The organism is Aquimarina sp. MAR_2010_214 (assembly GCF_002846555.1).
GTDB lineage: Bacteria > Bacteroidota > Bacteroidia > Flavobacteriales > Flavobacteriaceae > Aquimarina.
Window position 1 is genome coordinate 1,713,392 of record NZ_PJMS01000001.1, and the last position, 26,357, is coordinate 1,739,748.

At 32.9% G+C, this 26,357-nt stretch carries 25 protein-coding genes; 9 read left to right on the plus strand and 16 right to left on the minus strand.

What is annotated here, in order from left to right; all coding sequences use genetic code 11:
• Positions 1–111: 111 nt before the first annotated feature.
• From murI to ATE84_RS07370, 8 genes are all read right to left on the minus strand, one after another.
• On the minus strand, positions 112–948 hold the full coding sequence (gene murI, locus ATE84_RS07335) for a glutamate racemase (protein ID WP_233195764.1): 837 nt from the start codon (positions 946–948) through the stop codon (positions 112–114).
• Between the two features lie 43 nt (positions 949–991).
• Positions 992–1,501: an OmpH family outer membrane protein gene (locus ATE84_RS07340; protein ID WP_024771572.1), complete on the minus strand. Its 510-nt coding sequence runs from the start codon at positions 1,499–1,501 to the stop codon at positions 992–994.
• Between the two features lie 47 nt (positions 1,502–1,548).
• Entirely contained in the window at positions 1,549–2,406 is an 858-nt protein-coding gene (locus ATE84_RS07345; protein ID WP_101450895.1) for an OmpH family outer membrane protein, read from the minus strand.
• Between the two features lie 35 nt (positions 2,407–2,441).
• Positions 2,442–5,072, minus strand: a complete 2,631-nt coding sequence (locus ATE84_RS07350) for an outer membrane protein assembly factor (protein ID WP_199176862.1) — start codon at positions 5,070–5,072, stop codon at positions 2,442–2,444.
• Between the two features lie 4 nt (positions 5,073–5,076).
• Entirely contained in the window at positions 5,077–5,814 is a 738-nt protein-coding gene (locus ATE84_RS07355) for an isoprenyl transferase (protein ID WP_101447166.1), read from the minus strand.
• 2 nt (positions 5,815–5,816) lie between these two features.
• The gene (locus ATE84_RS07360; protein WP_101447168.1) at positions 5,817–6,494 is read right to left on the minus strand and encodes a DUF6089 family protein; all 678 of its coding nucleotides are present in this window, start codon (positions 6,492–6,494) and stop codon (positions 5,817–5,819) included.
• A gap of 99 nt (positions 6,495–6,593) precedes the next feature.
• Positions 6,594–7,478: an NAD kinase gene (locus tag ATE84_RS07365; protein ID WP_101447170.1), complete on the minus strand. Its 885-nt coding sequence runs from the start codon at positions 7,476–7,478 to the stop codon at positions 6,594–6,596.
• Between the two features lie 40 nt (positions 7,479–7,518).
• The gene (locus tag ATE84_RS07370) at positions 7,519–8,175 is read right to left on the minus strand and encodes a CBS domain-containing protein (protein ID WP_101447172.1); all 657 of its coding nucleotides are present in this window, start codon (positions 8,173–8,175) and stop codon (positions 7,519–7,521) included.
• 101 nt (positions 8,176–8,276) lie between these two features.
• On the opposite strand from ATE84_RS07370, the gene ATE84_RS07375 reads away from it, so the two are divergent.
• The 8 genes from ATE84_RS07375 to clpX all read left to right on the plus strand — a co-directional run bounded on the left by ATE84_RS07375 (position 8,277) and on the right by clpX (position 16,859).
• Positions 8,277–8,990 (plus strand): pyridoxine 5'-phosphate synthase, encoded by a 714-nt coding sequence (locus ATE84_RS07375; RefSeq protein ID WP_101447174.1) that lies wholly within the window; start codon positions 8,277–8,279, stop codon positions 8,988–8,990.
• A gap of 9 nt (positions 8,991–8,999) precedes the next feature.
• Positions 9,000–9,767: an alpha/beta fold hydrolase gene (locus tag ATE84_RS07380; protein ID WP_101447176.1), complete on the plus strand. Its 768-nt coding sequence runs from the start codon at positions 9,000–9,002 to the stop codon at positions 9,765–9,767.
• Positions 9,768–10,049: 282 nt separating this feature from the next.
• Positions 10,050–11,303, plus strand: coding sequence for an OmpP1/FadL family transporter (locus tag ATE84_RS07385; RefSeq protein WP_101447178.1), 1,254 nt, complete (start codon positions 10,050–10,052; stop codon positions 11,301–11,303).
• 5 nt (positions 11,304–11,308) lie between these two features.
• A complete protein-coding gene (locus ATE84_RS07390) occupies positions 11,309–12,898 on the plus strand; it encodes a G-D-S-L family lipolytic protein (protein WP_369828510.1) in 1,590 nt (529 codons plus the stop codon).
• A 90-nt stretch (positions 12,899–12,988) separates the two neighbouring features.
• Entirely contained in the window at positions 12,989–13,336 is a 348-nt protein-coding gene (locus ATE84_RS07395; RefSeq protein ID WP_101447180.1) for a phage holin family protein, read from the plus strand.
• 96 nt (positions 13,337–13,432) lie between these two features.
• Positions 13,433–14,755, plus strand: a complete 1,323-nt coding sequence (gene tig, locus ATE84_RS07400) for a trigger factor (protein ID WP_101447182.1) — start codon at positions 13,433–13,435, stop codon at positions 14,753–14,755.
• Between the two features lie 101 nt (positions 14,756–14,856).
• Positions 14,857–15,531, plus strand: a complete 675-nt coding sequence (gene clpP / locus ATE84_RS07405; RefSeq protein ID WP_025667217.1) for an ATP-dependent Clp endopeptidase proteolytic subunit ClpP — start codon at positions 14,857–14,859, stop codon at positions 15,529–15,531.
• 95 nt (positions 15,532–15,626) lie between these two features.
• Positions 15,627–16,859: an ATP-dependent Clp protease ATP-binding subunit ClpX gene (gene clpX, locus ATE84_RS07410; RefSeq protein WP_101447184.1), complete on the plus strand. Its 1,233-nt coding sequence runs from the start codon at positions 15,627–15,629 to the stop codon at positions 16,857–16,859.
• Between the two features lie 96 nt (positions 16,860–16,955).
• On the opposite strand, the gene ATE84_RS07415 is transcribed toward clpX, so the two are convergent.
• Together ATE84_RS07415 and ATE84_RS07420 are read right to left on the minus strand one after the other, a co-directional pair.
• Complete coding sequence (locus tag ATE84_RS07415) at positions 16,956–17,288, minus strand: hypothetical protein (protein ID WP_101447186.1); 333 nt, start codon at positions 17,286–17,288, stop codon at positions 16,956–16,958.
• Positions 17,289–17,531: 243 nt separating this feature from the next.
• Positions 17,532–19,064: a GH3 auxin-responsive promoter family protein gene (locus tag ATE84_RS07420; RefSeq protein ID WP_101447188.1), complete on the minus strand. Its 1,533-nt coding sequence runs from the start codon at positions 19,062–19,064 to the stop codon at positions 17,532–17,534.
• 144 nt (positions 19,065–19,208) lie between these two features.
• Here ATE84_RS07420 and ATE84_RS07425 point away from each other — a divergent pair, with 144 nt between their 5' ends.
• A complete protein-coding gene (locus tag ATE84_RS07425) occupies positions 19,209–20,003 on the plus strand; it encodes a DUF2797 domain-containing protein (protein ID WP_101447190.1) in 795 nt (264 codons plus the stop codon).
• Here ATE84_RS07425 and ATE84_RS07430 read toward each other — a convergent pair.
• From ATE84_RS07430 to ATE84_RS07455, 6 genes are all read right to left on the minus strand, one after another.
• On the minus strand, positions 20,000–21,412 hold the full coding sequence (locus ATE84_RS07430) for an aspartate aminotransferase family protein (protein WP_101450899.1): 1,413 nt from the start codon (positions 21,410–21,412) through the stop codon (positions 20,000–20,002). The genes ATE84_RS07425 and ATE84_RS07430 overlap by 4 nt on opposite strands.
• 152 nt (positions 21,413–21,564) lie before the next feature.
• Entirely contained in the window at positions 21,565–22,203 is a 639-nt protein-coding gene (locus ATE84_RS07435; protein WP_101447192.1) for a LysE family transporter, read from the minus strand.
• Between the two features lie 119 nt (positions 22,204–22,322).
• Positions 22,323–22,763: a hypothetical protein gene (locus tag ATE84_RS07440; protein WP_143273589.1), complete on the minus strand. Its 441-nt coding sequence runs from the start codon at positions 22,761–22,763 to the stop codon at positions 22,323–22,325.
• Between the two features lie 65 nt (positions 22,764–22,828).
• Complete coding sequence (locus ATE84_RS07445) at positions 22,829–24,088, minus strand: hypothetical protein (RefSeq protein WP_101447196.1); 1,260 nt, start codon at positions 24,086–24,088, stop codon at positions 22,829–22,831.
• Between the two features lie 492 nt (positions 24,089–24,580).
• Positions 24,581–25,018 carry a hypothetical protein gene (locus ATE84_RS07450; RefSeq protein ID WP_101447198.1) on the minus strand — a complete coding sequence of 146 codons (438 nt, stop codon included), beginning with the start codon at positions 25,016–25,018 and terminating at the stop codon, positions 24,581–24,583.
• A 33-nt stretch (positions 25,019–25,051) separates the two neighbouring features.
• Positions 25,052–26,320, minus strand: a complete 1,269-nt coding sequence (locus tag ATE84_RS07455; RefSeq protein ID WP_101447200.1) for a hypothetical protein — start codon at positions 26,318–26,320, stop codon at positions 25,052–25,054.
• Between the last annotated feature and the right edge of the window lie 37 nt (positions 26,321–26,357).

Below are 26,357 nucleotides of genomic sequence, written 5' to 3' on the forward strand. Positions count from 1 at the left end.
TCTTTTAAGTTAAAAAATGAAGATTGTCTAGAAGTAATCTGTTTATTCTCTTTTTGAGAATGAATTTGTTATTTTTTAGACAATCTTTTTTAAGTTTATGTATTATAAAAATTAAAAATCTAAAGTTTTAGCAGTATACGTAATAGTATTTTCATGCAATATATTCTTTAGTATGTCTACATTGCCATTAGTGTATAAAGTATGTTTGCCTATTTTGAGGTTTGGATTTAAAAGATTATTTGCGATCAACACAGCTTTAGTTTGTCGTGCAACCGCTTCTCCCGAATCGATAATTGTAATCTGGTTGGGAAGCATTTTTTTTAGCAGCGGGATCAAATAAGGGTAATGTGTACATCCAAGGACTAAATGATCTATGTTTTTGTTAAGCATAGGAGTAATATAAGAATGAAGTAATTCGTACATTTCATCTGTATCTATCTTGCCTTTTTCGATAAGCTCTACCAATCCAGTACCAATGACTTCAATGACTTCGATATCCTGAGTATACAAATCAGATGTTTTGACAAATAATTCACTAGATAAAGTGCCTTTTGTAGCAAGTACACCTACTTTTTTTGTCTTGGTATAAATAGCTGCTGGTTTTATAGCTGGCTCAATACCAATAATTGGTATGTTGTAAGTAGATCGTAGTGTTTTTATGGCATTTGTAGTCGCGGTATTACACGCAACTACAATGATTTTACAATTTAAATCAAGGAGTTTTTCGGTGTTTTTAATGCTTAATGCGGTAATCTCTTCTTTACTGCGTTTACCGTAAGGAGCATATTTGCTATCAGCCAGAAAGATAGTATCCTCATAAGGTAATAGAGAGGCGATTTCTTTCCAGATTGTTGTTCCGCCAACACCTGAATCAAATATACCAATAGGTTGATCTTGCATAATCACATGATAATTTATCCCAAAAATAAAAAAACAGTGAGATGTCATCTCACTGTTTTTTTATTTTTATTAAAAGTTTAAAGTAAAACTGTTAGATACCTAAGTCTTTTTTTACATCTGCCATTAGGTTTTTACCATCAGCCATAATTACTCCGGTTCCTGTTGTAGAATCTAATACATATTGAAAACCTTGTGCTCTTGCTACTTTTTGGATAGATGTACGTGCTTGTTCATAAATAGGCTTCATTAATTCGATCTCTTTTTTCTGAAGATCCTGAAGTGCATTTGTTCTATAGTCGTTGATACTTTTCTCTGTAGCCTGTACTTCTTGCTGTCTTTTTAAGTTTTCTTCGTCAGTTTTAGTTTCAGCTTCCTGAGAATATTTTTTGATAGTGTTTTGTAACTCTAACACCATATTTCTAATTTCTGCATCATAAGTCTTATTCAATTTTTCGATCTCACTTTTTGCAGCTTTAAAAGCAGGCATCGCTTCTACAAGCTCTTGTGACGCGATATGCGCTACTTTAGATTGAGCATTCATAAAACTTGAAGTTCCTATGATAAGTGCGATAGCTACTAGTAATGTTCTAAATTGTTTCATTTGTAAGTAATATTAAAAGGTGTTATAAATTTATAAAAATTAATTTTTCAATCATTGTCTTTTCTACTGTCAGCACCAGACGATGAGTCATTATTTTTTAGATTCTCTTTTCGAGCTTTTAAATCTTTAATAGAATCTTTCTTTCTTTTTTGTAATTCTAATAATCTAGCTCTTCTTTCTTCAAACTCTTTCTTTTTTGCAGCTCTTATAGAATCTCTTTGAATTTTACGTTCTTTAAGAAGTAGTTCTCTTTCTGATAATCTTTTTTGAGCTGCTCTTTCTCTATCTGATACTTCTGTTTCTTGTTCTAGATTTCTTTTTTCATCTCTTTCCAGAGCTTTCTTATCTTTTTTGCTATTGAGTTGTTTTCTTTTTGAAGCTCTGTTTATTCTAAGCAATACCTGATCACTTATATCGAATCGATCTGCAGAATACAACATCACCAGATCTGCTGATTTGTCAAAAACAAAATCATATTTTTTGTTTTTTGCAATTTCTTGGACTGCAACAAAAACTTGATCTTGTACTGGTTGAACCAATCTTTTTTTCTGAATAAAAAGATCTCCATTTGGACCAAATCGTTTTTGCTGATATTCTAATATTTCTTTTTCTTTAAAAAAGATATCTTCTTCTCTTTCTTCAATTAGTTCTTTGGTAAGCAAGACTCTTTCATTGTTTAAGTCTTTACGCATTTCTTCAACTTCTTTGAGCTCGGCTTCTATTTCAACTTTCCATTTTTGTACTTTGGTTTCGAGTTCAGAAGAAGCTTCATTATATTCTGGAACGTTTTCCAGAATATAGCTCATATCAATATAGCCAATTCTAATACCTTTCTGCGCATGTACTGCGTTTGTGAAAAATAGCCAACTGACTGCTGCAACTAGTAAAAGACCCTTTGTTTTCATAACTTTGTGTGTATATAGAAATAATCGTGCCAAAACTAAAATTGTTGTCCTATAATAAAATGGGTTTCCCATCCATTAGCTTGATTTGTTCCTGGAATAGGATCAAAACCATACCCAAAATCTATACCTAATAACCCAAATGCTGGCATAAAGATACGTAAACCTGCTCCAGCAGAACGACTTAATTGGAAAGGGTTAAAACTTTTAAAACTATCATAAGAAGCTCCACCTTCCAAAAATCCTAGCATATATATTGATGCAGCAGGTTTTAGTGTTATAGGATAACGAAGCTCTAACGAATATTTGTTATAAATTGTTGCCCCATCGGCATCAAAATCTTGATTATTAGTTCTGCTTTGAGGTGTAATAGATTGATTTGGATATCCTCTTAGTGAAACAACTTCACGGCCATCAAGACTTGTAGCTCCTAATCCATCACCTCCTAAGAAGAAACGTTCAAAAGGAATATTACCCCTTTTGTTGTTATATGCGCCTAAAAAACCATATTCAGCTTTTGTTTTTAGAACCAAAGGTTTTTTTCCTATGTTAACTAGACTTGTATACCAGGTTCCATCAAATTTAAGTTTATAGTATTCTAGCCATTTAAAACGTTCCTGATCGATTTCTCCAATCTCTGTACCTATCTCACCGCCTCTTACAAGATCTCTTGAGTTTGAAGTGTCTAGATTGCTTCTTTCTTCTTCTAAAGCATCTCTACGATCTGATAACTCACCGTAGTCTACACCGTCAAAAAGAGAATAGGGTACAGAAAGCTTGGCAACAAGATTAAACTCAGACCCTCCCGTTGGGAAAATTGGGTTTACTGTGGTGTTATTCCTGTTGATTCCGATAGTATAAGATAAATCGTTAGAAGACCCATTACCAAAAGTAAATAATCGGGTATTATAGTTTTTAAGATTATAATGTCTTATGCTAATGGCTTGAGATAATGTAAAATAATTATCTGGCCAATTTAATCTTTTGGCTATACCTATTGATCCACCTGTAATAAGGAATTTACTGTTTCTGTCTACTTTACGTGTTCTGTTGTTAAGTAAGAACTGTATAGTATGAGAAAATGATGTAGAAAGTTGATAAGGTCTTTTACCACCTAACCATGGCTCTATAAACGAAAGACTGTAGGTTTGAAAGAATCTACTGGCCTGAGCTCTAACTCTAAGGGTTTGACCATCTCCCATTGGTAGAGGGCTGTAGGATTCTTTATTAAAAATATTACGTATTGAAAAGTTACTAAAAGCTAGTCCTAGGGTTCCTACAAAACCACCTCCTCCAAAACCACCTTGAAGCTCAATTTGACTGGATCCTTTTTCTACTACTGGATAGTTAATATCTATGGTTCCTGCTTGAGGATTTGCGTTTTTAAATTGAGGCTCTAGTTGTTCTGGATCAAAAAATCCTAATTGTCCCAATTCACGAACCGTTCGTACTACAAGATCCTTGCTATAGCGTTGACCTGGTCTGGTTCTAAGTGTTCTATAAATTACATGATCATTTGTTTTATCGTTTCCGGTAACGGTAATATGATCAAAATAAGTTAGTTTTCCTTCTCGCACTCTGATTTCAAAATCAAGAGTGTCATTGTAAACTTTTGTTTCTACTGCATCAATAGAAGAAAATAAGTACCCATTATTTTGATATAAATTGGTAAGATCATCTGCATCGGGCTTGCTATTATCTGCAATTTGTTTTTCTAGAAGAACGCCATTATATACATCTCCTTTTTTAATAACAAGTTGTCGGGCTAATTCGCGGTCGGTATATACACTATTACCTAGAAATGTAATATTACCAAAATAATATTTATTACCTTCTTCAAGATTAAGATTAAGTGATACACTATTGTCATCTTCTATAATCAAACTATCAGAGGTGATACGAGCATCTCGATACCCTTTTTCTTTATATTTTGTAATGATGTTATCTTTATCCTCCTCGTAATCTGCTCGGATATATTTTGATCGTTTCCAGAGCCTCAAAAGCCTCTTGCGCTTAGTGTTTTTCATTGCTCTACGCACCTTAGCATCAGAAAATTGCTCGTTTCCTTCTATGTTGATTTTATCAACTTTAACCCGATCTCCTTTATCGATCAGAACAACCATATTTACCTTGTTGCTAGCAACGGTGTCCTTAATAGGGATGGTGTTAACAGCAACTTTGGTATTTAAGAATCCATCTTTTTTGTACTTATTAGTAATAAAGTTACGAGTTGTAGTTATAAGGTTTTCTGTAACCTTTGCACCCTTGGTTAATCCGTTATCTTTAACTAATTCTTCGGATTTACGCTTTTTAATTCCTTCAATACGGACTTCGTTTAATTCAGGTACTTCTTGAATGTTAATTTCGAGATCAGCTACGTCACCTTCTACATTACTAATGTAAAAGTTAATGTCGCTAAATAATTCGAGATCCCATAATTTCTTGATGACTTTACTTATTCGATCTCCTGGAAGAAAAATACGTTCTCCTTTTTTAAGACCAGTAAAAGTAATTACTGTATTTTCATTGTAACTGGTAATTCCAGTAACCTTGATATCCCCAATAATATATTCTTTCCCGTTAGCACCAGGTAAATTTTGTGCAGAAAGTGAAGTTGATATTAATAAGGCGAGTAACGTAAAACACGTAATAAGTAGTTTTTTTGTCATTTTTTTAACTGAGCTGCTCACTAGTTTTTCCAAATCTTCTTTCTCTTTTTTGATAATTGAATATGGCCTCAAATAAATCGGCTTTTTTAAAGTCCGGCCATAAAATTTCTGTAAAATATAATTCTGCATACGCAATTTGCCATAGTAAAAAATTACTAATACGTTGTTCCCCACTGGTACGTATCAATAAATCCACCTCAGGCAGGTCTTTTGTATACAAATGCTCATTAATGACTGATTCATTTATAAGATGTGGCGAAATTACACCATTTTTAACTTTAATACTTATTTCTTTGATAGTTTTTATAAGCTCTTCTCTGCTTCCATAACTTAGGGCCAGAGTAAGTGTCATATGTGTGTTGGATTTTGTCTTTTCAATAACTTCTAAAAGCTCTACTCTTGCTTTTTCAGGAAGCGATTGTAAGTTTCCAATTGCATTAAGTTTAATATTATTGTCCTGAAGTGTTTTAATTTCCTTTTTTAAGGAATTCACCAAAAGTTTCATTAAGGTGTCTACTTCAAGTTTTGGTCTATTCCAGTTTTCTGTAGAAAAAGCATATAATGTAAGATATTTAATGCCTATTTCGGCACTACTTTCTACAGCTTCTTTAACAGCTTTAGTCCCGTTTTCGTGACCAATAGCTCTAAAAAGGCCTTTCTTTTTGGCCCATCGTCCATTACCATCCATAATAATGGCGACGTGTTGCGGAATATTAGAGTTTAATTGTTTTTTATCAATCATTTTTAAAAAGCACAAAAACACGGTATTCTACCCCAAGTATACGATATTGTTATACCTGTAAATACATACCAGTCGTTGTTGTTTAAATTACCAAATCCTGTTCCATACCTGTCATCAGGGTTACTGCCATCAAGGTTATCAGTAAATGTATATCGAGCACCTATTTCTGCTCCAAATACAAAGTTTCTTCCTAATGTTTTTTTAATCCCTAAAACCATAGGGATTGCGAAACTCCATTTATCAGCATATGCGTCAATTTGATTATTCGCATCAACAGCTAATGCACCATAATTAAATGTAGTGATTCCTGTATATAGATATGGGGTAAATTGGGATTCTCCGTCGTAAAGATACCAATCCCAGAAATTAAATTCCATTCCTAGCGATATTTCTTTTACAGAATTACTAAAACTTAATCCTCGTTGTTTTCTTCTGTCATCTCCTTTATCATCATTCGCATTGAGTTTGGCATATAAAAATGAAGCTCTGAAAGCATGTCGTTTACTTCGGTTCCATTTTCCGATAGCCCCAAAAGCCGCATTGTTAGGTGAAATATAGTATGTGGATCCTATATCTCCTATATAGTTAGCTCCTCCAGCCATCAAACCTACTTCGTAAGTTTGTGATGCGATTGGTTGTAAAAAAAATACAACAATTATAAGTGATGCTAAGTATCTCATAGATTTTCAAAAGTTTGCAAATATAACAATTAACTTTAGTACACAAGAATTTGTGTAAAATAGTATGAATAAAAAACACTTTTTAGCACATTTTATTGTTCAATTGCGTTTATCTTCTCCCCAAAGCATCTTTTTACGTAATGTTTTTAGAAAGCTATCATCTTGCAGAACTACCATGTTAATTTTGAAAGGAGCTTTTTTAATTACTATTGTGGTTTCATTTGGTAAGGTATGTATTCTTGAGTCTAAAGAAACTAAATAAGTGTCTTCTCTTCCTGAGACTTGTAATTTAATTTCTTGTGTATCAGGGATAACAAGAGGTCTTGCATTAAGGTTATGTGGGGCAATTGGTGTAAGGACCATGCTTTGAGCATCTGGCATCATTACTGGGCCACCACAACTTAACGAATACCCTGTAGAACCGGTAGGGGTAGAAACTATTAGGCCGTCTGCCCAATATGAGTTAAGGAATTCGTTATTAAGACTAGTATGAACAGTAATCATAGAAGTTGTATTTCTTCGGCTTACGGCGATCTCATTCATTGCAAAATTTAACACCCCAAATTCTTCAGTTGCTGGTAAAGTTTCTATGGTTACCAGACTTCTTGAGGAGATATAAAACTTTTTGTCCAAAATTAGTGCAATAGTATCTTTAATTTCTTCTTTTTGAATGGTTGCCAAAAAACCTAGTCTTCCGGTATTGATACCTGCAATAGGTATTCCTAGGTCTCTTACGTAGGTAACCGTTTTAAGGATAGTACCATCTCCTCCGATACTAAAAAAAAGATCATATGATGTGTCTAGTTCTTCAAAAGTGCTGAAATGAGAATATGTTTTATCTATTTCATCATGAAGATTTATTAATTCGAGAAAGTTTTTCTCAATTACTACTTCTACGCCATTTTTATCAAGAGTCTCTAATAGCTGTTGGATGTAGATTCCTGAATTTTTATGATAGAACTGGCCGTATATACCGATCTTCATTATAATTTGATTTGTGTTAGTATTGAGTTAGGGAAATACTTTAAATATTAAGGTATTTTGCCAAATATTGGGATCTTTCCTTAAGATTTGTTAAAAATGTATCTTCCTGATGTTTTGAAACAATATTATAACTATATCTCCTAAATGTTTGTACGATATTGTTAATGTCACTATCACTAATTTTTAGTGTTATCTGAGCAACATCATTTTCCATATTTGATATAAATAATCCCAATACTTTGGCATTATTTGATTCTACAATTTGAGAAATTTCACTAAAAGAATAATCCAGAATTCCTTTTTCTACGATCAAAATATTACCAGGCTCACTAAGAAATGGAGTTTCGTTAAAAAGGTTGATGATATCGCCAAGTTCAAAAAAACCTAAATAACTATTGTTGTCATCGAGTACTGGCATAATATTAGAATTATTCTGTGCAAAAGATTCTAGAATATCGAGCCAGTTATCATTCTCTCTTACATAAAATCCTTCAAGGGCATATTGATATGTGTCGAGAGTTTTGTCGGTTTCAAAACATCGGATATCTGCTTCAGAGATGCATCCTAAATATATATTCTGTTTTATAACTGGGAAATGAGTATAGGTAAGTTCATTGAATAATAATTGAGCCTCTGTTACTTTGATAGATACATCAAGAGGTTCTATTTCATTAACTATGTATAAATTCGTCTTCATAATTTTTAGGGGGCTATATTATGCAAAATAATCAAAAAATATACAATCAAGGCGTTCTCAACTTTGTATTTTTGCTTTTTTAGTAAAAGACATCAAAAACTATGACAAAGTTAAGTGTTAACATTAATAAAATTGCAACTTTACGTAATTCAAGAGGAGGAAACACTCCTGATTTGATACAAGTAGCTACCGATATTCAGCGTTTTGGAGGAGAAGGAATTACAATACACCCAAGGCCAGATGAGAGGCATATACGATATCAGGACGCGTATGATCTGAAACCAATTGTAACTACAGAGTATAATATAGAAGGAAACCCGATTCCAAAGTTTATAGAGTTAGTATTAGCTATTAAACCAACACAAGTTACTTTGGTTCCTGATGCAGAGGATGCGATAACAAGTAATGCAGGTTGGGATACAAAAAAACACGAGGTTTTTTTGAAAGAAGTAATATCTGAGTTTAATCGTAATGGTATTAGAACCTCGATATTTGTGGATCCTGTTTCTGAGATGATAGAAGGTGCTGCAATTACGGGAGCAGATAGAATTGAGCTGTATACTGAAGAGTTTGCTTCAGAATACACAAAAGGAAATTTGAAAGCGATACAACCCTATTCAGCTTGTGCTCAGCAAGCAATAGACCTTGGGATTGGAGTAAATGCAGGTCATGACCTCTCTTTGGATAATATTAAGTTTTTTAAAGAAAATATCCCTGGACTTCTTGAGGTTTCTATTGGTCACGCTTTAATAAGTGAATCTATATATCTGGGATTAGAGAATGTAGTTAATATGTATTTGCACCGACTAAAATAGATTGGAGATATGAAGCTACATGCAAATGTTTTTGGTGAAGGACAACCTTTTATAATCCTTCATGGGTTTTTAGGAATGGGAGATAATTGGAAAACACTTGGAAAAAAAATCTCTGGACAAGGGTTTCAGGTTCATTTGATAGATCAACGTAACCATGGAAGAAGTCCTCATAGTAATGAGTTTAGTTATGATATACTTGCAGATGATTTAGCAACATATTGTGAAGAACATCATTTGCAAAACTGTAATGTTTTGGGGCATTCTATGGGAGGGAAAACGGTAATGCTTTTTGCGTCAAAATATCCTGATTTGATTGATCGTCTAATTATAGCCGATATAGGACCAAAATATTATCCATTACACCACCAGGATATTTTGGATGGATTAAGTGCTTTAGATTTTGAGATTTTAAAATCAAGAGGAGAAGTGGATCAAGAGTTAAGTGCGTATGTGCCTGATGCAGGAGTAAGAATGTTTCTTCTTAAAAATTTGTATTGGAAAGATAAAGGAGTTCTCGGATTGCGAACGAATTTAAAAGTATTAATTGAAAATGCACATGAAATTGGAGTAGAACTTTCAGAACAATATAGTTATTCTGGACACACTCTTTTTCTTAAAGGAGAGAGGTCTAATTATATTTTAGAAGAAGATGAAGCTAGGATAAGAAAACAATTTCCTAATTCGATAATTGGGGAAATTTCAAACTCTGGTCATTGGTTGCATGCTGAAAACCCAACGGATTTTTTGGAAGAAGTGTTAGAATTTATCAAAAAATAGATAAAAAATGCTATGTATGCATAATATTTTGATGATTTCGTTGGATAATTAGTATTTTCTATTAAATTTGGAAAATCAAATTTTAATATAGAACTTATCTAAACTTTTTGTTTACCTGCAAATTTTACATTTTGGCCCCTAAAATTTTGTGTCTTTACCATAATATATCTTGGTAATGCTCTAAAGAAACTTTTTATTCTAGATTAACTGCCAAAATTTTGTACTCACAAGCAAAAAAGTAGACAAGTTCATTCTAAACATAACAAACAATACTAATTAATTATGAGAAAACTTTTATTATTTATTCTGTTCGTCTCGGTAACTTTGGTTACGTATGCAGGCGGATATAGAGTTAGTGTGCAAGGACAAAGGGCGATTGCTATGGGACATACGGGAGTAGCTGTGATAAATAGTGCTGAGTTGGTGTTCTTTAATCCTGCAGGTCTTGTATACTTAGAAAATAAATTAAACGTAAGTGTTGGTGTAAGTGGTATTTTTACAGATGTAATATATCAAAATAAAGAATTTGGTACTTCTTCAGAAACGGATAGTTCTGTGGGAACTCCTCTTAATTTATATGGATCTTATAAGGTAAATGACTGGATGTCTATTGGTTTAGGGGTGTATACTCCATTTGGTAGTCAGGTAGAATGGCCGACAAATTGGGCAGGTTCTCATTTGGTGAATAATATTGAATTAGCAGCAATCTACATACAGCCGGTAGTTTCATTTAAGATTTCTGATCATTTTAGTATTGGAGGAGGGCCTATTTATGTTACAGGTTCTGTGAACTTTAATCGTAATGCCGGTAGAGCAACAACCGATCTAGAGGGTAATCGTTCTAATATTACGGTTGATGATTCTGGGGTTACCAATTGGGGATGGAGTATAGGTGCTATGTTTAATCCTACCGAAGACTTTCATGTAGGATTTAGTTATCGTAGTGAGATTATTATGGAAGTCGAAGGAGGAGAGGCTACTTTTACTAATTTCCCAGATACGACAAGGCCAGGAGTGCCAGCAAACGGAACTACTACTTTTAATGCAGAGTTACCGTTACCAGCAGAGCTAACCGTAGGGCTTTCATATGAGTATAAGAAATGGGTATTTGCATTTGATTATAATAGGCAATTCTGGGAGGTGTATGAATCATTGGATCTTACTTTTGGTAACGGTTCTAGTTCAGTAAACCCGCGTAATTATAAAAATTCTTCAGTATATCGACTTGGATTACAGTATCAGGCAACTGATAAAATTACTTTGCGAGCAGGGTATTATCGTGATGAAACTCCTGTGCAACCAGGGTATTTTGCTCCAGAAACTCCTCGTAATGACTCTGATGGATTTACTGGTGGTTTAAGTTTTGCCGTAACACCTAAGTTAGCTATTGATGCTTCGTTCTTTTATTTGAGATTTGAAGAGGTAGATGCTTCTTATGATTTTGGTACAAACTCAACCGGTGGTACAGAATCTTTTGGAGGAACATATAAATCCAGCGCATTTGCTCCTGGACTTGGTTTAACTTATAAAATGTAATAAAGATGATGAGGAAAAATATAAAATATTTAGCAATTCTGGCATTAGGAATAATAGCATGTGAACCAGAGTTTGATAATCCGATTGATGAAGCAGGAACGTATACGAGTGGAGAGGCTGATTTTAGTAATTATGTAGCATTAGGGAACTCGCTTACAGCTGGTTTTGCAGATGGAGCATTGTATATAACTGGGCAAGAAAATTCATACCCTAATATATTATCTAAGCAATTTGCATTTGCAGGTGGTGGTGATTTTACACAGCCGTTAATGGCAGATAATGTAGGAGGGTTTAGTAATGACCCGGTTACCTTTCCTCCAAGATTTGTGTTGGTGTTTGATGCAGATGGTAAACCAGTAGGGCCGAAAACATATACAGGAGCAGCACCTTCAACTGATTTTACCAATAGCCTTGGTAGTTCCTTTAATAATATGGGAGTTCCTGGAGCTAAAAGTTTTCATTTAGCCGCGTCAGGATATGGAAATGTAGCTGGGGTAGCGGGTGGTTTGGCAAATCCTTATTATGCTAGATTTGCTTCTTCTGCAACAGCAAATGTGATAGGAGATGCTGTAGCTAAAGACCCAACCTTCTTTAGTTTGTGGATCGGAAACAATGATATTCTTAGCTATGCTACTTCTGGTGGTGTAGGAGCAGATAATAATGCGGTGCCTAATCTTGATCCATCTACATATGGTTCTAATGATATTACAAATACTACTGTATTTGCAGGTATTTATAGTCAATTAATTGATGCGCTTACTGCAAAAGGAGCTAAAGGAGTGGTGTTAAACTTGCCTAGTGTAACTTCTATACCGTTTTTTACAACGGTTCCTTATGCGCCATTAAGTCCTTTGAATCCAGATTTTGGACCACAAATACCTACGCTTAATGCAACCTATGCGGGGTTAAATCTTGCGTTTGCAGGTATTGGTGTTCCAGAAAGAGCGATAGAGTTTTCTACTACCGGAGCAAGTGCTGTGGTAATTAAAGATAAATCGCTTGATGATAAAACAGTACAATTGACTGCGGCTTTGACTCCTACATTTGGAGCATTAAAAGCAGCTCTTTTTGGAGCGCAGTACGGTCAGGCAAGACAAGCTACTGCAGATGATTTGTTAGTGCTTACCAGTTCAAGTATTATTGGAAAACTTAATGAAGCCAGGTTTGCAGAATTAGTTGGTTTAGGTTTGTCTCAGGAAGAAGCAGGGCAATTATCGGTTAATGGTGTTAGTTTTCCTTTAGAAGATAAATATGTGTTAGTGCCTGCAGAACAAACGGCTATAGAAAATGCTCGTACAGGATTTAATGCTACTATTGCAGGTCTTGCTACCGCCAAAGGATTAGCGTTTTATGATGCGGCAGCCGATTTGGCACAAGCAGCAAATGGAGGTATTCCTATTGATGGAGGAGCGATTACATCAGAATTTGTTAGTGGTGGAGGATTCTCATTAGATGGGGTGCACCCAACACCAAGAGCTCATGCTTTGATAACCAATGGAGTGTTGAATGCTATTAAGGCTACTTATAAAGCTAATTTGCCAAGGGTTAATCCTGCAGATTATGGTACGGTTACCTTAAGCAATGATGTTAACTAAGAAAATATACTAAACAATGTTTAGATAAAAAGCCTGCTGTTTTTTCAGCAGGCTTTTTTTATTGAATAAGATAAAGTTTATATTTGAGGTATGAATTTTTTACTTAAACTTATTTTAAGTGCTTTAGCGGTGCTTATTTTGGCTAAAATCCTCCCAGGAGTAGGAGTTGATAATTATGTTAGTGCATTAATAGTTGCCGTCGTTTTGGCAATTTTAAATACCATTGTAAAACCCTTGTTGATTATTTTAACACTGCCGGCTACAATAGTTACTCTAGGATTGTTTCTTTTGGTTATTAATGCAGCAATTATTTTATTGGCAGATTATTTTATCGCAGGGTTTAGTGTAAATGGCTGGTTGTGGGCGCTGATCTTTAGTGTCTTATTATCTGTTTTTCAATCGATACTACATTCTATTTTGAAGAAAGACAAAAATTAATGTAACGCTTACTGTTTTTCAAGGAGTTAAAAATTTGTTGTGATGTAAAAAAGTATTACTTTTGCAAGCCAATTTTTAGTAGTAAACGTAGAGATAATGAATATTTCAAAAGAGCAATTAGACGAATTGAATGCAGTGGTAACCGTAGATATCGCTAAAGAAGATTATAGAGATAAGGTTGAGAAAATCCTTAGTGATTACCGTAAAAATGCTAACATTCCTGGTTTTAGAAAAGGTCACGTTCCTATGGGGCTTGTTAAAAAACAATACGGAAAAGCAGTTTTGGTAGATGAGGTGAATAAACTGTTACAAGATGCATTAAATAAGTATCTCACTGAAGAGAAGTTGGATGTGTTAGGAAATCCTTTACCTAAGGAACAGGAAAATTTTGACTGGGATACTGATAATTATTCTTTCGAATTCGAACTTGGGTTAGCTCCAAAATTTGAAGTGAAGCTTAATGGTAAAAAAGCAATTACTCACTACAAAATTGTAGCAAACGATGAGATGGTTGACAACCAAATCAAAACTATCCAAAAACAATATGGTAAACTTATATCTAAAGATACTGTAGAAAAAGATGATTTGGTAGCTGGTTCTTTTGTTAATGAAGAAAAAGAAATTGATAATGCATTTACTGTCTCTTTAGATAAAATTAAAGGTAAAAAGAATCTTGATAAATTTGTAGGAGCAAAGGTAGGTGATGTTATCAAGTTAAAGACAAAAGGATTGTTTGCTGATGATCATGATTTGATAAGTGCTTTAAAAATAGGCAATGATGAAGCAAACGACTTAAATATAGAAGTAACTTTTACAGTTTCAGAAATAAATACTCAGGAGTTAGCAGATTTGGATCAGGAGTTATTTGATAAACTATATGGAGCCGGTGTTATAAAATCGGTTACTGATTTGAAAGAAAAAATAAAGGAAGATGCCGAACGTCAATTCGAGCAACAATCAGAACAGCGATTGCTTAATGATATTACGGAAAATGTTTTAGAGAATACTAAATTTGATCTTCCTAATGAGTTTTTGCAGAAATGGATTAGAACAACCGGTGAGCAACCTTTGACAGAAGATGAAGCAAAGGATGAGTTTGAAAAAAGTGAAAAAGGCTTACGTTATCAATTGATCGAAGGTAAAATAATAAATGATAATAACCTTCAGGTAACTTTTGATGAATTGAAAGATTTTGCAAAAGATTTGATTAAAGGTCAGATGGCTCAGTTTGGACAAAATTCTCCAGAAGATAAAGAGCTAGAGGATATCGCAGCAAGAATATTATCAAATCAAGAAGAGGTTAAAAGAATCTCTGAGCAATTGATGAGTAAAAAGCTGCTTAATTATTATAAAGAAAACGCAAAGCTAAAGATTAAAGAGGTTAGCTTTGATGAATTCATAAAAGAAGTTTACAAATAATTAATGTTGTAATTTACTAAGGAATTATACTTATATTTAGGGCGTTAAACTATCTTTAGGTTAACGCCCTTTTTATCAATAAAAATTTCAGAAAAAGAAATATGGATTACGGAAAAGAATTCGAAAAATACGCTACAAAGCATCATGGTATTAATAGCAACTATTATAACCAGATTGTTAGTAGTATGTATCCAACTGGGATGACTCCTAATATCATAGAAGAACGTCAAATGAATATTGCTATTTTTGATGTTTTCTCGAGGTTAATGATGGATCGTATTATATTTTTAGGAACCGGGATTAATGATCAGGTGGCTAATATTGTTCAGGCTCAATTATTATTTCTCGAAAGTGTAGATTCTTCTAAAGATATTCAGATTTATATTAATTCTCCGGGAGGAAGTGTCTATGCAGGTCTTGGTATTTATGATACAATGCAATTTATCAAACCAGATGTTGCTACTATATGTACTGGTATGGCTGCATCTATGGGAGCTGTATTATTATGTGCTGGACAAAAAGGAAAACGTTCTGGATTACCTCATAGTCGCGTAATGATTCATCAGCCATTAGGTGGTGCTCAAGGACAAGCAAGTGATATAGAAATTACTGCACGTGAGATTTTGATATTAAAAGAAGAATTATATAAAATTATTGCCAAACACTCCGGACAAACCTACGATAAAGTATATGAGGATAGTGATAGAGATTATTGGATGAAAGCAGATAAGGCTCTAGAGTATGGAATGATTGATGAGATTTTGACTAGAGAATGATGTGGTTTTTCTTGTTATTAAGGGAATTTTCCCCTTATACTTGTATGCATATACGGAAACAAGAGAAGTTTTTATGAAAATGAAATTAAATAACTATGGCTAAGGAAGACTTAGAATGCTCTTTTTGCGGAAGAAAGAAGCCCGAAACCAATTTGCTTATTGCAGGGTTAGATGCCCATATTTGCGATAGATGTATTGTTCAGGCACATGGAATTGTAGTAGAAGAGGCCAAAGATGAAGAAACTGGTGAGCTTAGTAGCGAATTAATGTTACGAAAGCCTATGGCTATCAAGAAATTTTTGGATGAGTATGTAATAGGACAGGAGTTTACAAAAAAAGTAATGTCTGTGGCAGTGTATAATCATTATAAACGCTTATTGCAACCACAAACAGAAGATGATATTGAGATTCAAAAGAGTAATATCATCATGGTAGGTCAAACAGGTACAGGTAAGACATTGATGGCTAAAACCATTGCCAAAATGCTTAACGTTCCTTTGGCTATTGTTGATGCAACGGTACTTACCGAAGCAGGTTATGTAGGTGAAGATGTAGAAAGTATTCTTACACGATTGCTTCAGGCTGCAGATTATAATCTTGAGAAAGCGCAACGAGGTATTGTATTTATTGATGAAATTGATAAGATAGCTCGTAAAAGTGATAACCCTAGTATTACTAGAGATGTCTCTGGAGAAGGAGTTCAACAGGCTTTGCTTAAGTTACTAGAAGGGACTGTGGTAAATGTTCCGCCAAAAGGTGGGCGTAAGCACCCAGATCAAAAATTTATTGAAGTAGATACCGAAAATATTCTTTTTATTGCAGGTGGAGCTTTTGATGGGATCGAAAAAATGATCCAGAAGCGATTAAATATGCAAGCGGTTGGATATAGTGCTTCTAAAAGTGAAGATGCTATAGAGAAAGATAACCTGTTGCAGTATATTATTCCAAGAGACTTAAAAGATTTTGGATTGATTCCTGAGATTATTGGTAGACTTCCTGTACTTTCTTATATGAATCCTTTGGACGAAGAAACCCTTAGGTCTATTTTAACAGTTCCTAAAAATGCTATTATAAAACAATATAAGAAGTTGTTTGAAATGGATAATATTGGTTTTTCAATTACTGATGGCGCACTAGAGTATATCGTAAAAAAAGCGCTGGAGTATAGACTGGGAGCAAGAGGACTTAGATCACTTTGTGAAGCGATTTTGACAGATGCAATGTTCGAATTGCCAGAAAGCGAAGAAACAGAGTTTAGAGTAACTAAAGATTATGCCGAAAAGAAGCTAAATAAATCTACAATTAAAAAACTTAAAGCAGTTTCCTAAGTAGAAGAAAAATATAGAAAAACTTTTTATATAAAAAAAACACCTTTATAAATTTATAAAGGTGTTTTTTGTTGGTTTGATTAGTTGATGATATAATTATTCTGAATATGATATTCGTTCCTTATTATTAGTAATAATATCTTCTGTGTTTTTTAATGCAAAATCACTGTTGTTAAGGTATATTTCTAAACCATTTTGGCGAATTAAAGCTTCGTAAAATGTTGCTTTAGAGATTTCGCTATAACATGTGTCTTCTTCTAATGTATTTTCTGTTTTTAAAGCCCTTGTCGAAGAAGAAACATTAGTTTTCTTTGAATTTACAGCAGCCGTTTCATTGGCTTTAGTAATGTGATTTTCTGTTTTGATTTCTTGTGCGTTAATTCCTAGTACTAAAAATAATAAAGTGATGCAAGATATCGTAGTTTTCATATTTTGGGGCTTTGGTATATTTATAACTATCTGAAGACAAATTTAATATGAAAATAAGAGCCTAAAAAATGATTTGATATTTTTTAGATCAAACGCTTTTTTTGGACGATGAAATACTAATAATTTTGTTAAAAACAACAATTCTTACATAGTTATTTTACGGTTTAACCGTAATAATATATATTTTTATTTATGGTTTTTATAGAAAAAAAGCCAATTTGGATAGGTTTAACTATTTCTTAATCAGGGAGAATAAGAACCCACATTATTTAATGCAATTAATTCTTCAATATAGGTTCGTTTATTGGATAGCCTGGGGACTTTATGCTGCCCTCCCAGTTTATTGCTCTTTTTCAACCAATCATAGAATAGATTTTGTCTTGCAATACGTATATGAAGAATATTAAGGGTTGTATTATTGTATCTTTTGGCTTCATAATCACTATTTACTTGTTGTAGATTTTGATCAAGAATATGAGTAAATTCTTTAATGTCTTCGGGGTGCTTTTTAAATTCAATGATCCATTCATGCGCACCTTTTTTTCTTCCTTTCATAAAAATTGGAGCTACGGTGTAGTCTACAATCTCGCTATTAGTGATTTTGGTTGTCTTTCTAAGAGCTTCCTCTGCATTTTCAATAATAAGCTCTTCTCCAAAGACATTAATATGATGTTTGGTTCTTCCTGATACTTTAATTCTATATGGTTCTATAGAGGTAAAGCGAATGGTGTCTCCAATTTTGTAGCGCCATAATCCAGCATTGGTAGTAATGATAATAGCATAATTTTTTCCAACTTCTACTTCGCTTAGTGGGATTACCTTTTCAGTTTTGTTGCCATAAGTGTCCATTGGTATGAATTCATAAAATATTCCATAATCTAACATTAATAATAACTCAGAAGAATTATTATGATCTTGGATAGCAAAGAAACCTTCAGAAGCATTATATATTTCATAATATTTAAAAGAGTTTCTAGGTAAAATTTTGCTGTATTGATCTTTGTAAGGCTCAAAGCTCACTCCGCCATGAAAATACACTTCGAGGTTATTCCAGATTTCGAAGATATTCTCATTTCCCGTAATTTCCAGTACTTGATTAAGTAAAACCAGCATCCAGGAAGGAACACCTGCTAAACTAGTTACATTTTCCTGAATGGTCTCATTAACAATAGCCTTCATTTTATACTCCCAATCGCTCATCAATGACACTTCGTTACTGGGAGTAGAACTAAACTCGGCCCAAAAAGGCATGTTATCTATAATTATTGCAGATAAATCTCCAAAAGAAGTCCCGTTTTCTTTATACAATTCTTTGCTACCTCCCAATCTAAGGCTTTTTCCTGTAAAGAGTTTTGATTCCTCATTATTATTAAGATACATGCACAAGAGGTCTTTACCAGCAGCAAAATGACAATCTTCTAATGATTCTTCACTAACAGGGATAAATTTACTTTTTGAACTAGTAGTACCGCTAGATTTTGCAAACCACTTGATAGGAGTAGGCCAAAAAATATTGTGTTCTCCTAAACGACTTCTTTCTATTATAGATTCATAATCCTCATAAGATCTTATAGGTACACGTTCTTTAAAAGTCTCATAATTACTTATGGTTGCAAAATCATAGGTTTTTCCAAATTCTGTATTCTTAGCTGTTTCTAATAGCCCATGAAGCAATTCAAGCTGAACTTCATTGGGGTACTTAAGAAAAAGCTCCATTTGATGAAAGCGTTTTTTTAAGAACCAGCTGGCTATAGAATTAACTAATGGGATTGGCATTTTTTAATGTATATTTAGGCAGAAATAAAGTATATCAATTCTGATATAAAATTGGGATACGTTATTTTTGTTGTTGTCAATTAGAAACTAAAATAATAAAAATAATCACATTCTTCTTATTAGATTATTATATAACAAAATTTTATGCAATATCAAGGGGTACTAACAAAAATGCAAACAGAAATTAATGATCCTATTCAATATTATTTGGTTTTCGAATCTGATTTTATTCATATGAATCAGTTATTGGATAAAAAAATACGAATAGAATTTGTAAGATATCAGTGCCTTGCTTGTGGTGAAAATAAAAAAATATTTAGACAAGGGTATTGTTATGATGACTTTTACAATCAGCCTCAAGTTGGAGATTGGGTAATGCGTCCAGAACTAAGTACTGCGCATTTAGGTATTGAGGATAGAGATTTAGAGTTTGAGAAAAGAGCACAACTTCAGCCACATGTAGTGTATTTAGCTAATTCTAGTAATGTTAAAGTGGGGGTAACCAGAAAATCTCAAGTGCCTACAAGATGGATAGATCAAGGAGCTCATGAGGCTATAGAAATTGTTGAAGTCCCTAATCGGTATTTGGCAGGTATTACCGAAGTGGCTTTAAAAGAAAAGGTTGCTGATAAAACAAATTGGCGTACGATGCTTAAAAATGAAATAATTGATGAAGACCTGATCTCTTTTAAAAACAAACTAAAAGATTTTATACCTGATGAGGTAAAAGAATATTTTATTGAAAATGGAAAAGAAACTCAACTTCATTTCCCTGTGCTTCAGTATCCTAATGCATTAAAGAGCCTTAACCTCACAAAAACACCAGAATATTCTGGTGTGCTAAAAGGAATTAAGGGGCAATATCTTATTTTTGAAGATAATACAGTCTTTAATGTGAGAAATAATGAAGGATATGTGGTTAATTTAACAATAGCCTAGCATGCTTTTTTTGCAATTATAATCAATTCTTCTTTTCCGTACATTTCACATTGTTGTAACGTGCTTTTGATATCATCAATGGTTGTTCTTGGGTTTATAAGGCACATCCTAAGTACAACCTGACCATTTAAAACGGTAGTTACTAGTATTGCCTCTCTAGAATCTACTATTTTTTTAGAAATATTCTGATTGATGCGATCTAATTCTTCTTCAGAAAACTGATGGCCTATAGGGTTATATCTAAAGTTAATTATGGCTAATGTGGCCGGTGATGTAATTTCCCAATATGTGCTTTTTCGTAAGATATCTTCAGTTTGTTCAGCAAGATCTATATTGTATTGTATAGCTTTTCTAAAGGAATCAAGCCCAAATGTTTTTAATGACATATAAAATTTTAAAGCACGAAAACGTCGGGTTAATTGAATACCATGGTCATAAAAATTTATTTCAGATTCATTACCCTCTATATCTCTAAGGTATTCTGGTTTTTCACTAAATGTACCACTTAACCAATTATGATCTTTAACTAATAAACAGCCTATTTCATAAGGCTGAAAAAACCACTTGTGCGGATCTACAGTTAGCGAATCTGCTCGTTCAATACCTTTTAAGAGTTTTTTTCCTTTATTAGCTAAAATTGCTGCCCCTCCATAGGCACCATCAACATGCATCCATAAATTTTCTTCCTGGCAGATATTTGCAATTTCATCCATAGGATCTACAGTTCCTGTATTAGTAGTCCCTGCAGATGCAATGATGCAAAATGGCTGAAACCCTTCAAGACGATCTTTGGCAATTACATTTTTTAATTTGTTTAAAGAAACTTTAAATTCTAAATCCGTAGGAATAAGTCTTATTTGCTCTTTTTTAAAACCAATTACTTTGATTGCTTTTATATTTGAAGAATGAGCTTGATCTGATAGGTAAATGATAGCTTTAGAAAAATCCTCTCCGCATTTTACCCTTCTGGCTGTTACCAAAGCAGTAAGATTTGCCATCGAACCACCACTTGTAAATATTCCTCCACCCATTTTTGTGGGAAATCCAAAAATCTTAAGCAACCAGTTCATAGTTACAATTTCTAATTCTGCTGCTGCCGGAGACGCAGCCCAACCTCCAGAAAATATATTAAAACCTGTTGCAATAGTATCGGCCATAGCACTTATGTAGTTGCTTGGTCCAGGTACAAAAGAATATGATTTTGGATGAGATACAATAGTACTGTTTGGAATGACTTGATCCATTACAAAATCCAGAACTTCATTTGCGGGAGTTGGGTTATCAGGAAGATCTTCTGTTAATAAAGCATCCATTTCCTCTCTTGAAGCAATAGTTACAGGTTTTTTTGAGTTCTGAGTCTCAAAATGATCTACAATATGATCTATAATTTTATACCCATAGCGTTGCATCTCTTCTTTTGGCAAGCTTAATTTAGAATTGAAATCGTCAATATTCACAGTACTATAATTTTATCAGAATTGTTGGCAAATATAGAAAGAGATGAAAGATAATTACTTGTATAAATGGTTTAAAAAATAGTATTTTGATGTAGGTGATTTCCTTACTGGATAAAAAAATTGATACCTTGAAAAATAGAAATAACCACCAGGACTATTCCAACAATTTTAGATAGTTTTGCTTTAGAATCTCCTGGTTGTTGTGCAATTTTATTTCCCCATCGACCATAAAAATATAATGTTCCTATTTTTCCTAAATAAACTCCAAGAAAGAAAAGAAAAAGAGAGGTGAGTGGATCTTGAGCTGTGAGTTCAAAAACATATTTATTTACCAAAGAAATGGCTAAAACCCAGTAAATTATCACTGGAGGGTTCAATATTGCTAAAGAAAATCCAGTGAGAAATTTAGAGTTAGATAGTCTTAATTTATTGGATGTACGTTTGGTGTTTGTTTTATTCTTAAAAAGTAAAAAATATATCCCAATTAAGAAGAAGAGCGTAATGAACGCAATTTGAATCCACTGATTTTCTTGAAAAAAATCAGATAATTCCATACTACAATGCAGTGCAAAAAGAGCTAATAAAACTTCACCAATCCCTGCGGCTAGTGCTATGTAGGATGCGTTTTTAATATTTTCTTTTGCAGAGGTATGAATAACAGCTAGGTTGACCGCTCCCAAAGGAAGTGCACCTATAATGGCTGTAATAGCTCCTAATATGAGATATAACATAGGTAATGTCATAAATTCTTAGTAGTTGTAAGTCAGATAATCTTACAATTAAATAAAAAAAATAGAAGCGGCAACTGCCGCTTCTAACCCTAAGTAAATATGATAATTTAAACACATTACTAATTTAGTTGTTAAAAGTTTCCATTAATCCCTATTCTCATTTTTTTAATGACTTCTTCATAGTACAGGATTGTCCAGATAATTTTTTCGGTATCTGCATACGGAACTAATTCTTCAATAGTTTCTTTGGTGACTTCTAACTTTTTTTGTGTAGACTCGTTATTATTTCTAAGAATTTTTAGATGTCGTGAATCTTCTTTAATACCAATATCACTTAATCTTACACCAGGTTCATTGGTAAGTGATAGAAATGGAAGTATAGTTATGATTTCCTCGACCCGATCTTGATATAACTTTACAAGTTGGCCTTTCTTTAAGGCCTGCAGATCACTAATAGTGTGAAATTTGTTAGTTTGACTTCTTTGCGTGAAGAATATAGCTTCATTTGCATGTTGTGCAAGAATTGTACTTGTTGCGAGAAAGAAGATTAAGCTTATTAATATTTTCGACATAGTGTTTGTAATATACATTTGATTTGGATTGATTTTGTATCGTAAAACCAGAGCAAACTGTTTTATTATTGCATCACCATATAATTATTTAATGATTTTTTTAATTGAAATTTAGGAACAATAGAGCTTTTTGGATCACTAAACAAATCATTTACACCAACAAAGCTTTCTGTAAATCTATTGTACTTTAGAATATCTACAGCTCCATTAATTGTCGTGTTACTTGTGGTGATGCCTTTACCATGGATGTTGAAAAAACTATTATCCATCATAAATGCCTTTTGTATAACTGCTAAAGATGTATATGATTTATCAAATTTAACTACATCAGAGAAACCTGATATTTTAGAATTATGTATATATGTTATTGCCGAATTAGATGAAGAAATAGCCGCAGTTGTATGCTGGTAATTGGTTTTGTCAGACAGGTTAACAAGGGTTGCATTAGCAATAGTAACATCTGTTATGGCATCAGGTTTAATGTATCCAAGTTCTTTATTGTATCCATCTATTTCGATAGCATACGATCCCTGGGGGCTGTTAATGTATGGGTGTCTTATAGCAAGAACATTCTTAATCGTTCCTTTAAAACCTTCAGAAATTTGGTAGTCATCATCTTGAGCTTTTAGAGAAACTATATTTTGAATATTATTTTTTCCTCCGCGAATATTGTAAGAATCTTGACCAGAATAACTTACCATAATGTCTTTTACGATTGAAGAAGTTCCTAATCCATATAAAGACAATCCGTTAGATCCATTATTTCCAGAGAATTCGATTCTTACAAATCTTAGTATTGTTGTTTCCTCATTAGTATCATTTCCACCATAAACAGAATACTGAGGATTGAAATCTCCTTTAATAATACCATTACCTGAAACAGTATTCACTTTTCCTGATCCAGCAATAATTATACCTCCCCAATCACCACTGTTTCGAGATTTAGGAGCTTTACTGGAAGTAAAAACGATGGGGTAAGCTTTGGATCCTGCGGCAATCAATTTTGAACCTTTAGAAATAATAAGGTTTGCAGGGTTTTCATGATCACATCGTATAATTGTCCCTTCTTGAATCGTTAAAGATGCACCATTCGTTACATATACATCACCAGACATTGAGTAAACAATATCGTTTCTTAAATAAGTGTGATCCATTATAATATTAGGTAATTTTTCTTCAGCTTCTGGATAGTCAGTTTTATTAGGTGTAAAATTTGTCCACCCTTTTGTCCATCTATCGTTATTTTCATTAAAATCTTGTGCAATAACTAAATTAAAAGTTGGTAGTAGGATAAAAGCTGTTAATAGAAAACATCTTTTTTTCATAATAGTTTATTTTGGGGTTAAACTTTTTATTGGAAGAAATTTCTTTCTCCAGATTTTGGGAGTACTAAGATAGAAGAGTTTTAACAAAAAAGGTTACGTGTTTACCGTAAACTTTGTATGTTAGTCGTTATTTTAACTTAATTTAGTATAATATTATGAGTAAAATTCCTACAGAGTTAATTTTTTAACTAGTTGATAGTCAAAAAATTAACGAATGTTTATCAGATTTGTATAAATATTAAACAATTTTGTTTGGTGAATCTGTTTTTTGTTAAAAAAGGGGTTTTTTCCCCTTGTTTTAAGGGGTTTTTTATAGTTTTTTTCTGTTTAATATCTCATTTTAAGAACAAAAAAAGACGATATATTGTATGTAATGAATATAGTTTGTAAGTAAAAAAGTGCTTTGAAAATCATTTTTAAAAAAATCAGCTTAACTAATTACTAATAAGCTGATTTGAATATATGAATAGAAGTATGTACTACTATATTTGGTTAAAAATTTCCATTAGCACCTATTCTAATTTTTTTAATTACTTCTTCAAAATATAAAATACCCCAAATAATCTTTTCTGTATCGGCATAAGGAATAAATTCTGAAATTAAATCTTTATTACTTTCAATCATTTCAGTCGTCGTCGAATGATGTTTGTTAAGAGACTTTAAATGGTCAGAATTTTCTTTAATCCCAATATCAGACAATTTGATGCCTGCTTCATTGGTTAGAGCTAAATAGGGTAGGACAGTTATTATCTCATTAATACGATCTGTATACAATTTAACAAGTTCCCCTTTTTTTAACTCCTCTAATTCATCTATAGTGTGGAATTTTTCGGTTAGTGTCTTCTGTTCAAAAAAAACATTTTTTCTTGTTTGAGCATAATTAAGGTTTATGATAAAAAATAAAAAGAAAACGGTACTAAATAATTTCATTATTGTGATGATTTTGTGTGCGTAGATTCAAATTTACTGCATTACTGTATAATTTTCCGAATCCTTTAGTGTAAATATTGGTTTTTTTTCATCAAAAGGATCAGTAAATAGATCAGCAGCACTTTTGAAATGATTTGTATACATGTTATACTTTAGTAATTGATCAGTATTTATAGCAGAGTTATGTTGCGTCAGTACTGATTTACTGTGCACATTAAAAACGCTATTTTCTAATAAGAAATGTTTTTGAAGATCTAAATAAGATTTGTATGTTTTATCAAATTTTACAACATTAGCAAAACCAGATATACGTATGTCAGTGAGGTTAAGTTTAGCTAAATTCTTAGACGAAATTGCAGCCTTAGTATGCTTGTAATTACTTTGGTCAGATAGGTTTATTAAAACTGCATTTTTAATATGTATGTTTGATAATGTTTCTATATCAATAAAACCCTCTTTTTTGTCGTATCCATCTGCTTCGATAGCATAAGAACCACTGATGTCACTAATATAAGGGTGTCTAATTGCAAGAATGTTGTCTAATTCTCCATTATATCCTAATGTAAAATCATAATCATCATCTTTTGCCTTGTAAGAGATTAGGTTAGACATATTCACACTACCTCCAAAACATTCGAAAGAATCATCTGCCGAGTAACTAATCATAATGTTGTTTATGATCGAATTACTTCCTAGGGCATAAAGAGACAATCCATTTAGTTCTTTGGATTGATTAATTTTTTTACCGGCATATTCGATTCGAACATAAGACATCATAGTTGTTAATTCGTTTTCCTGTGTTCCACCATATGATGAATATTGAGGCAGAAAATTTCCTTCTATAGTTTTGGATACAGCAGGAGAATTAATTGTGCCTGATCCGGCAATTATAATACCTCCCCAATCTCCAGATTTTCTAGACTTTTGAGCTTTATTTGATGTAAATACAATTGGAAGCCCTTTAGAGCCTCTTGCAATTAATTTAGAACCTTTGGTTATTACCAGGCTTGTGGCATTTTTGGCATCACATCTGATTATGGTTCCTTCTTCTATAGTTAAAGTTGCATTGTTAATTACGTAAACATTTCCTGACATTAAGTAGGTTACATCATTTCTTAAATAAGAGTTGCCATCAATAATGTTAGGAAGCACTTCTTCGGGTTCTGGATATTCACTTTGATTAGGGTCAAAATTTGTCCATCCTTTAATCCAGTTCATTTGATTGTTATCAATTTCTTTTTGTGAGAATGCTAAAAAAGAAAGGAAACAGAAAAGAATTGTAGGGGTATTCTTCAATTTCATAGCTAGGGGGATTTAGTTTTGCAGTAAAATTATAATT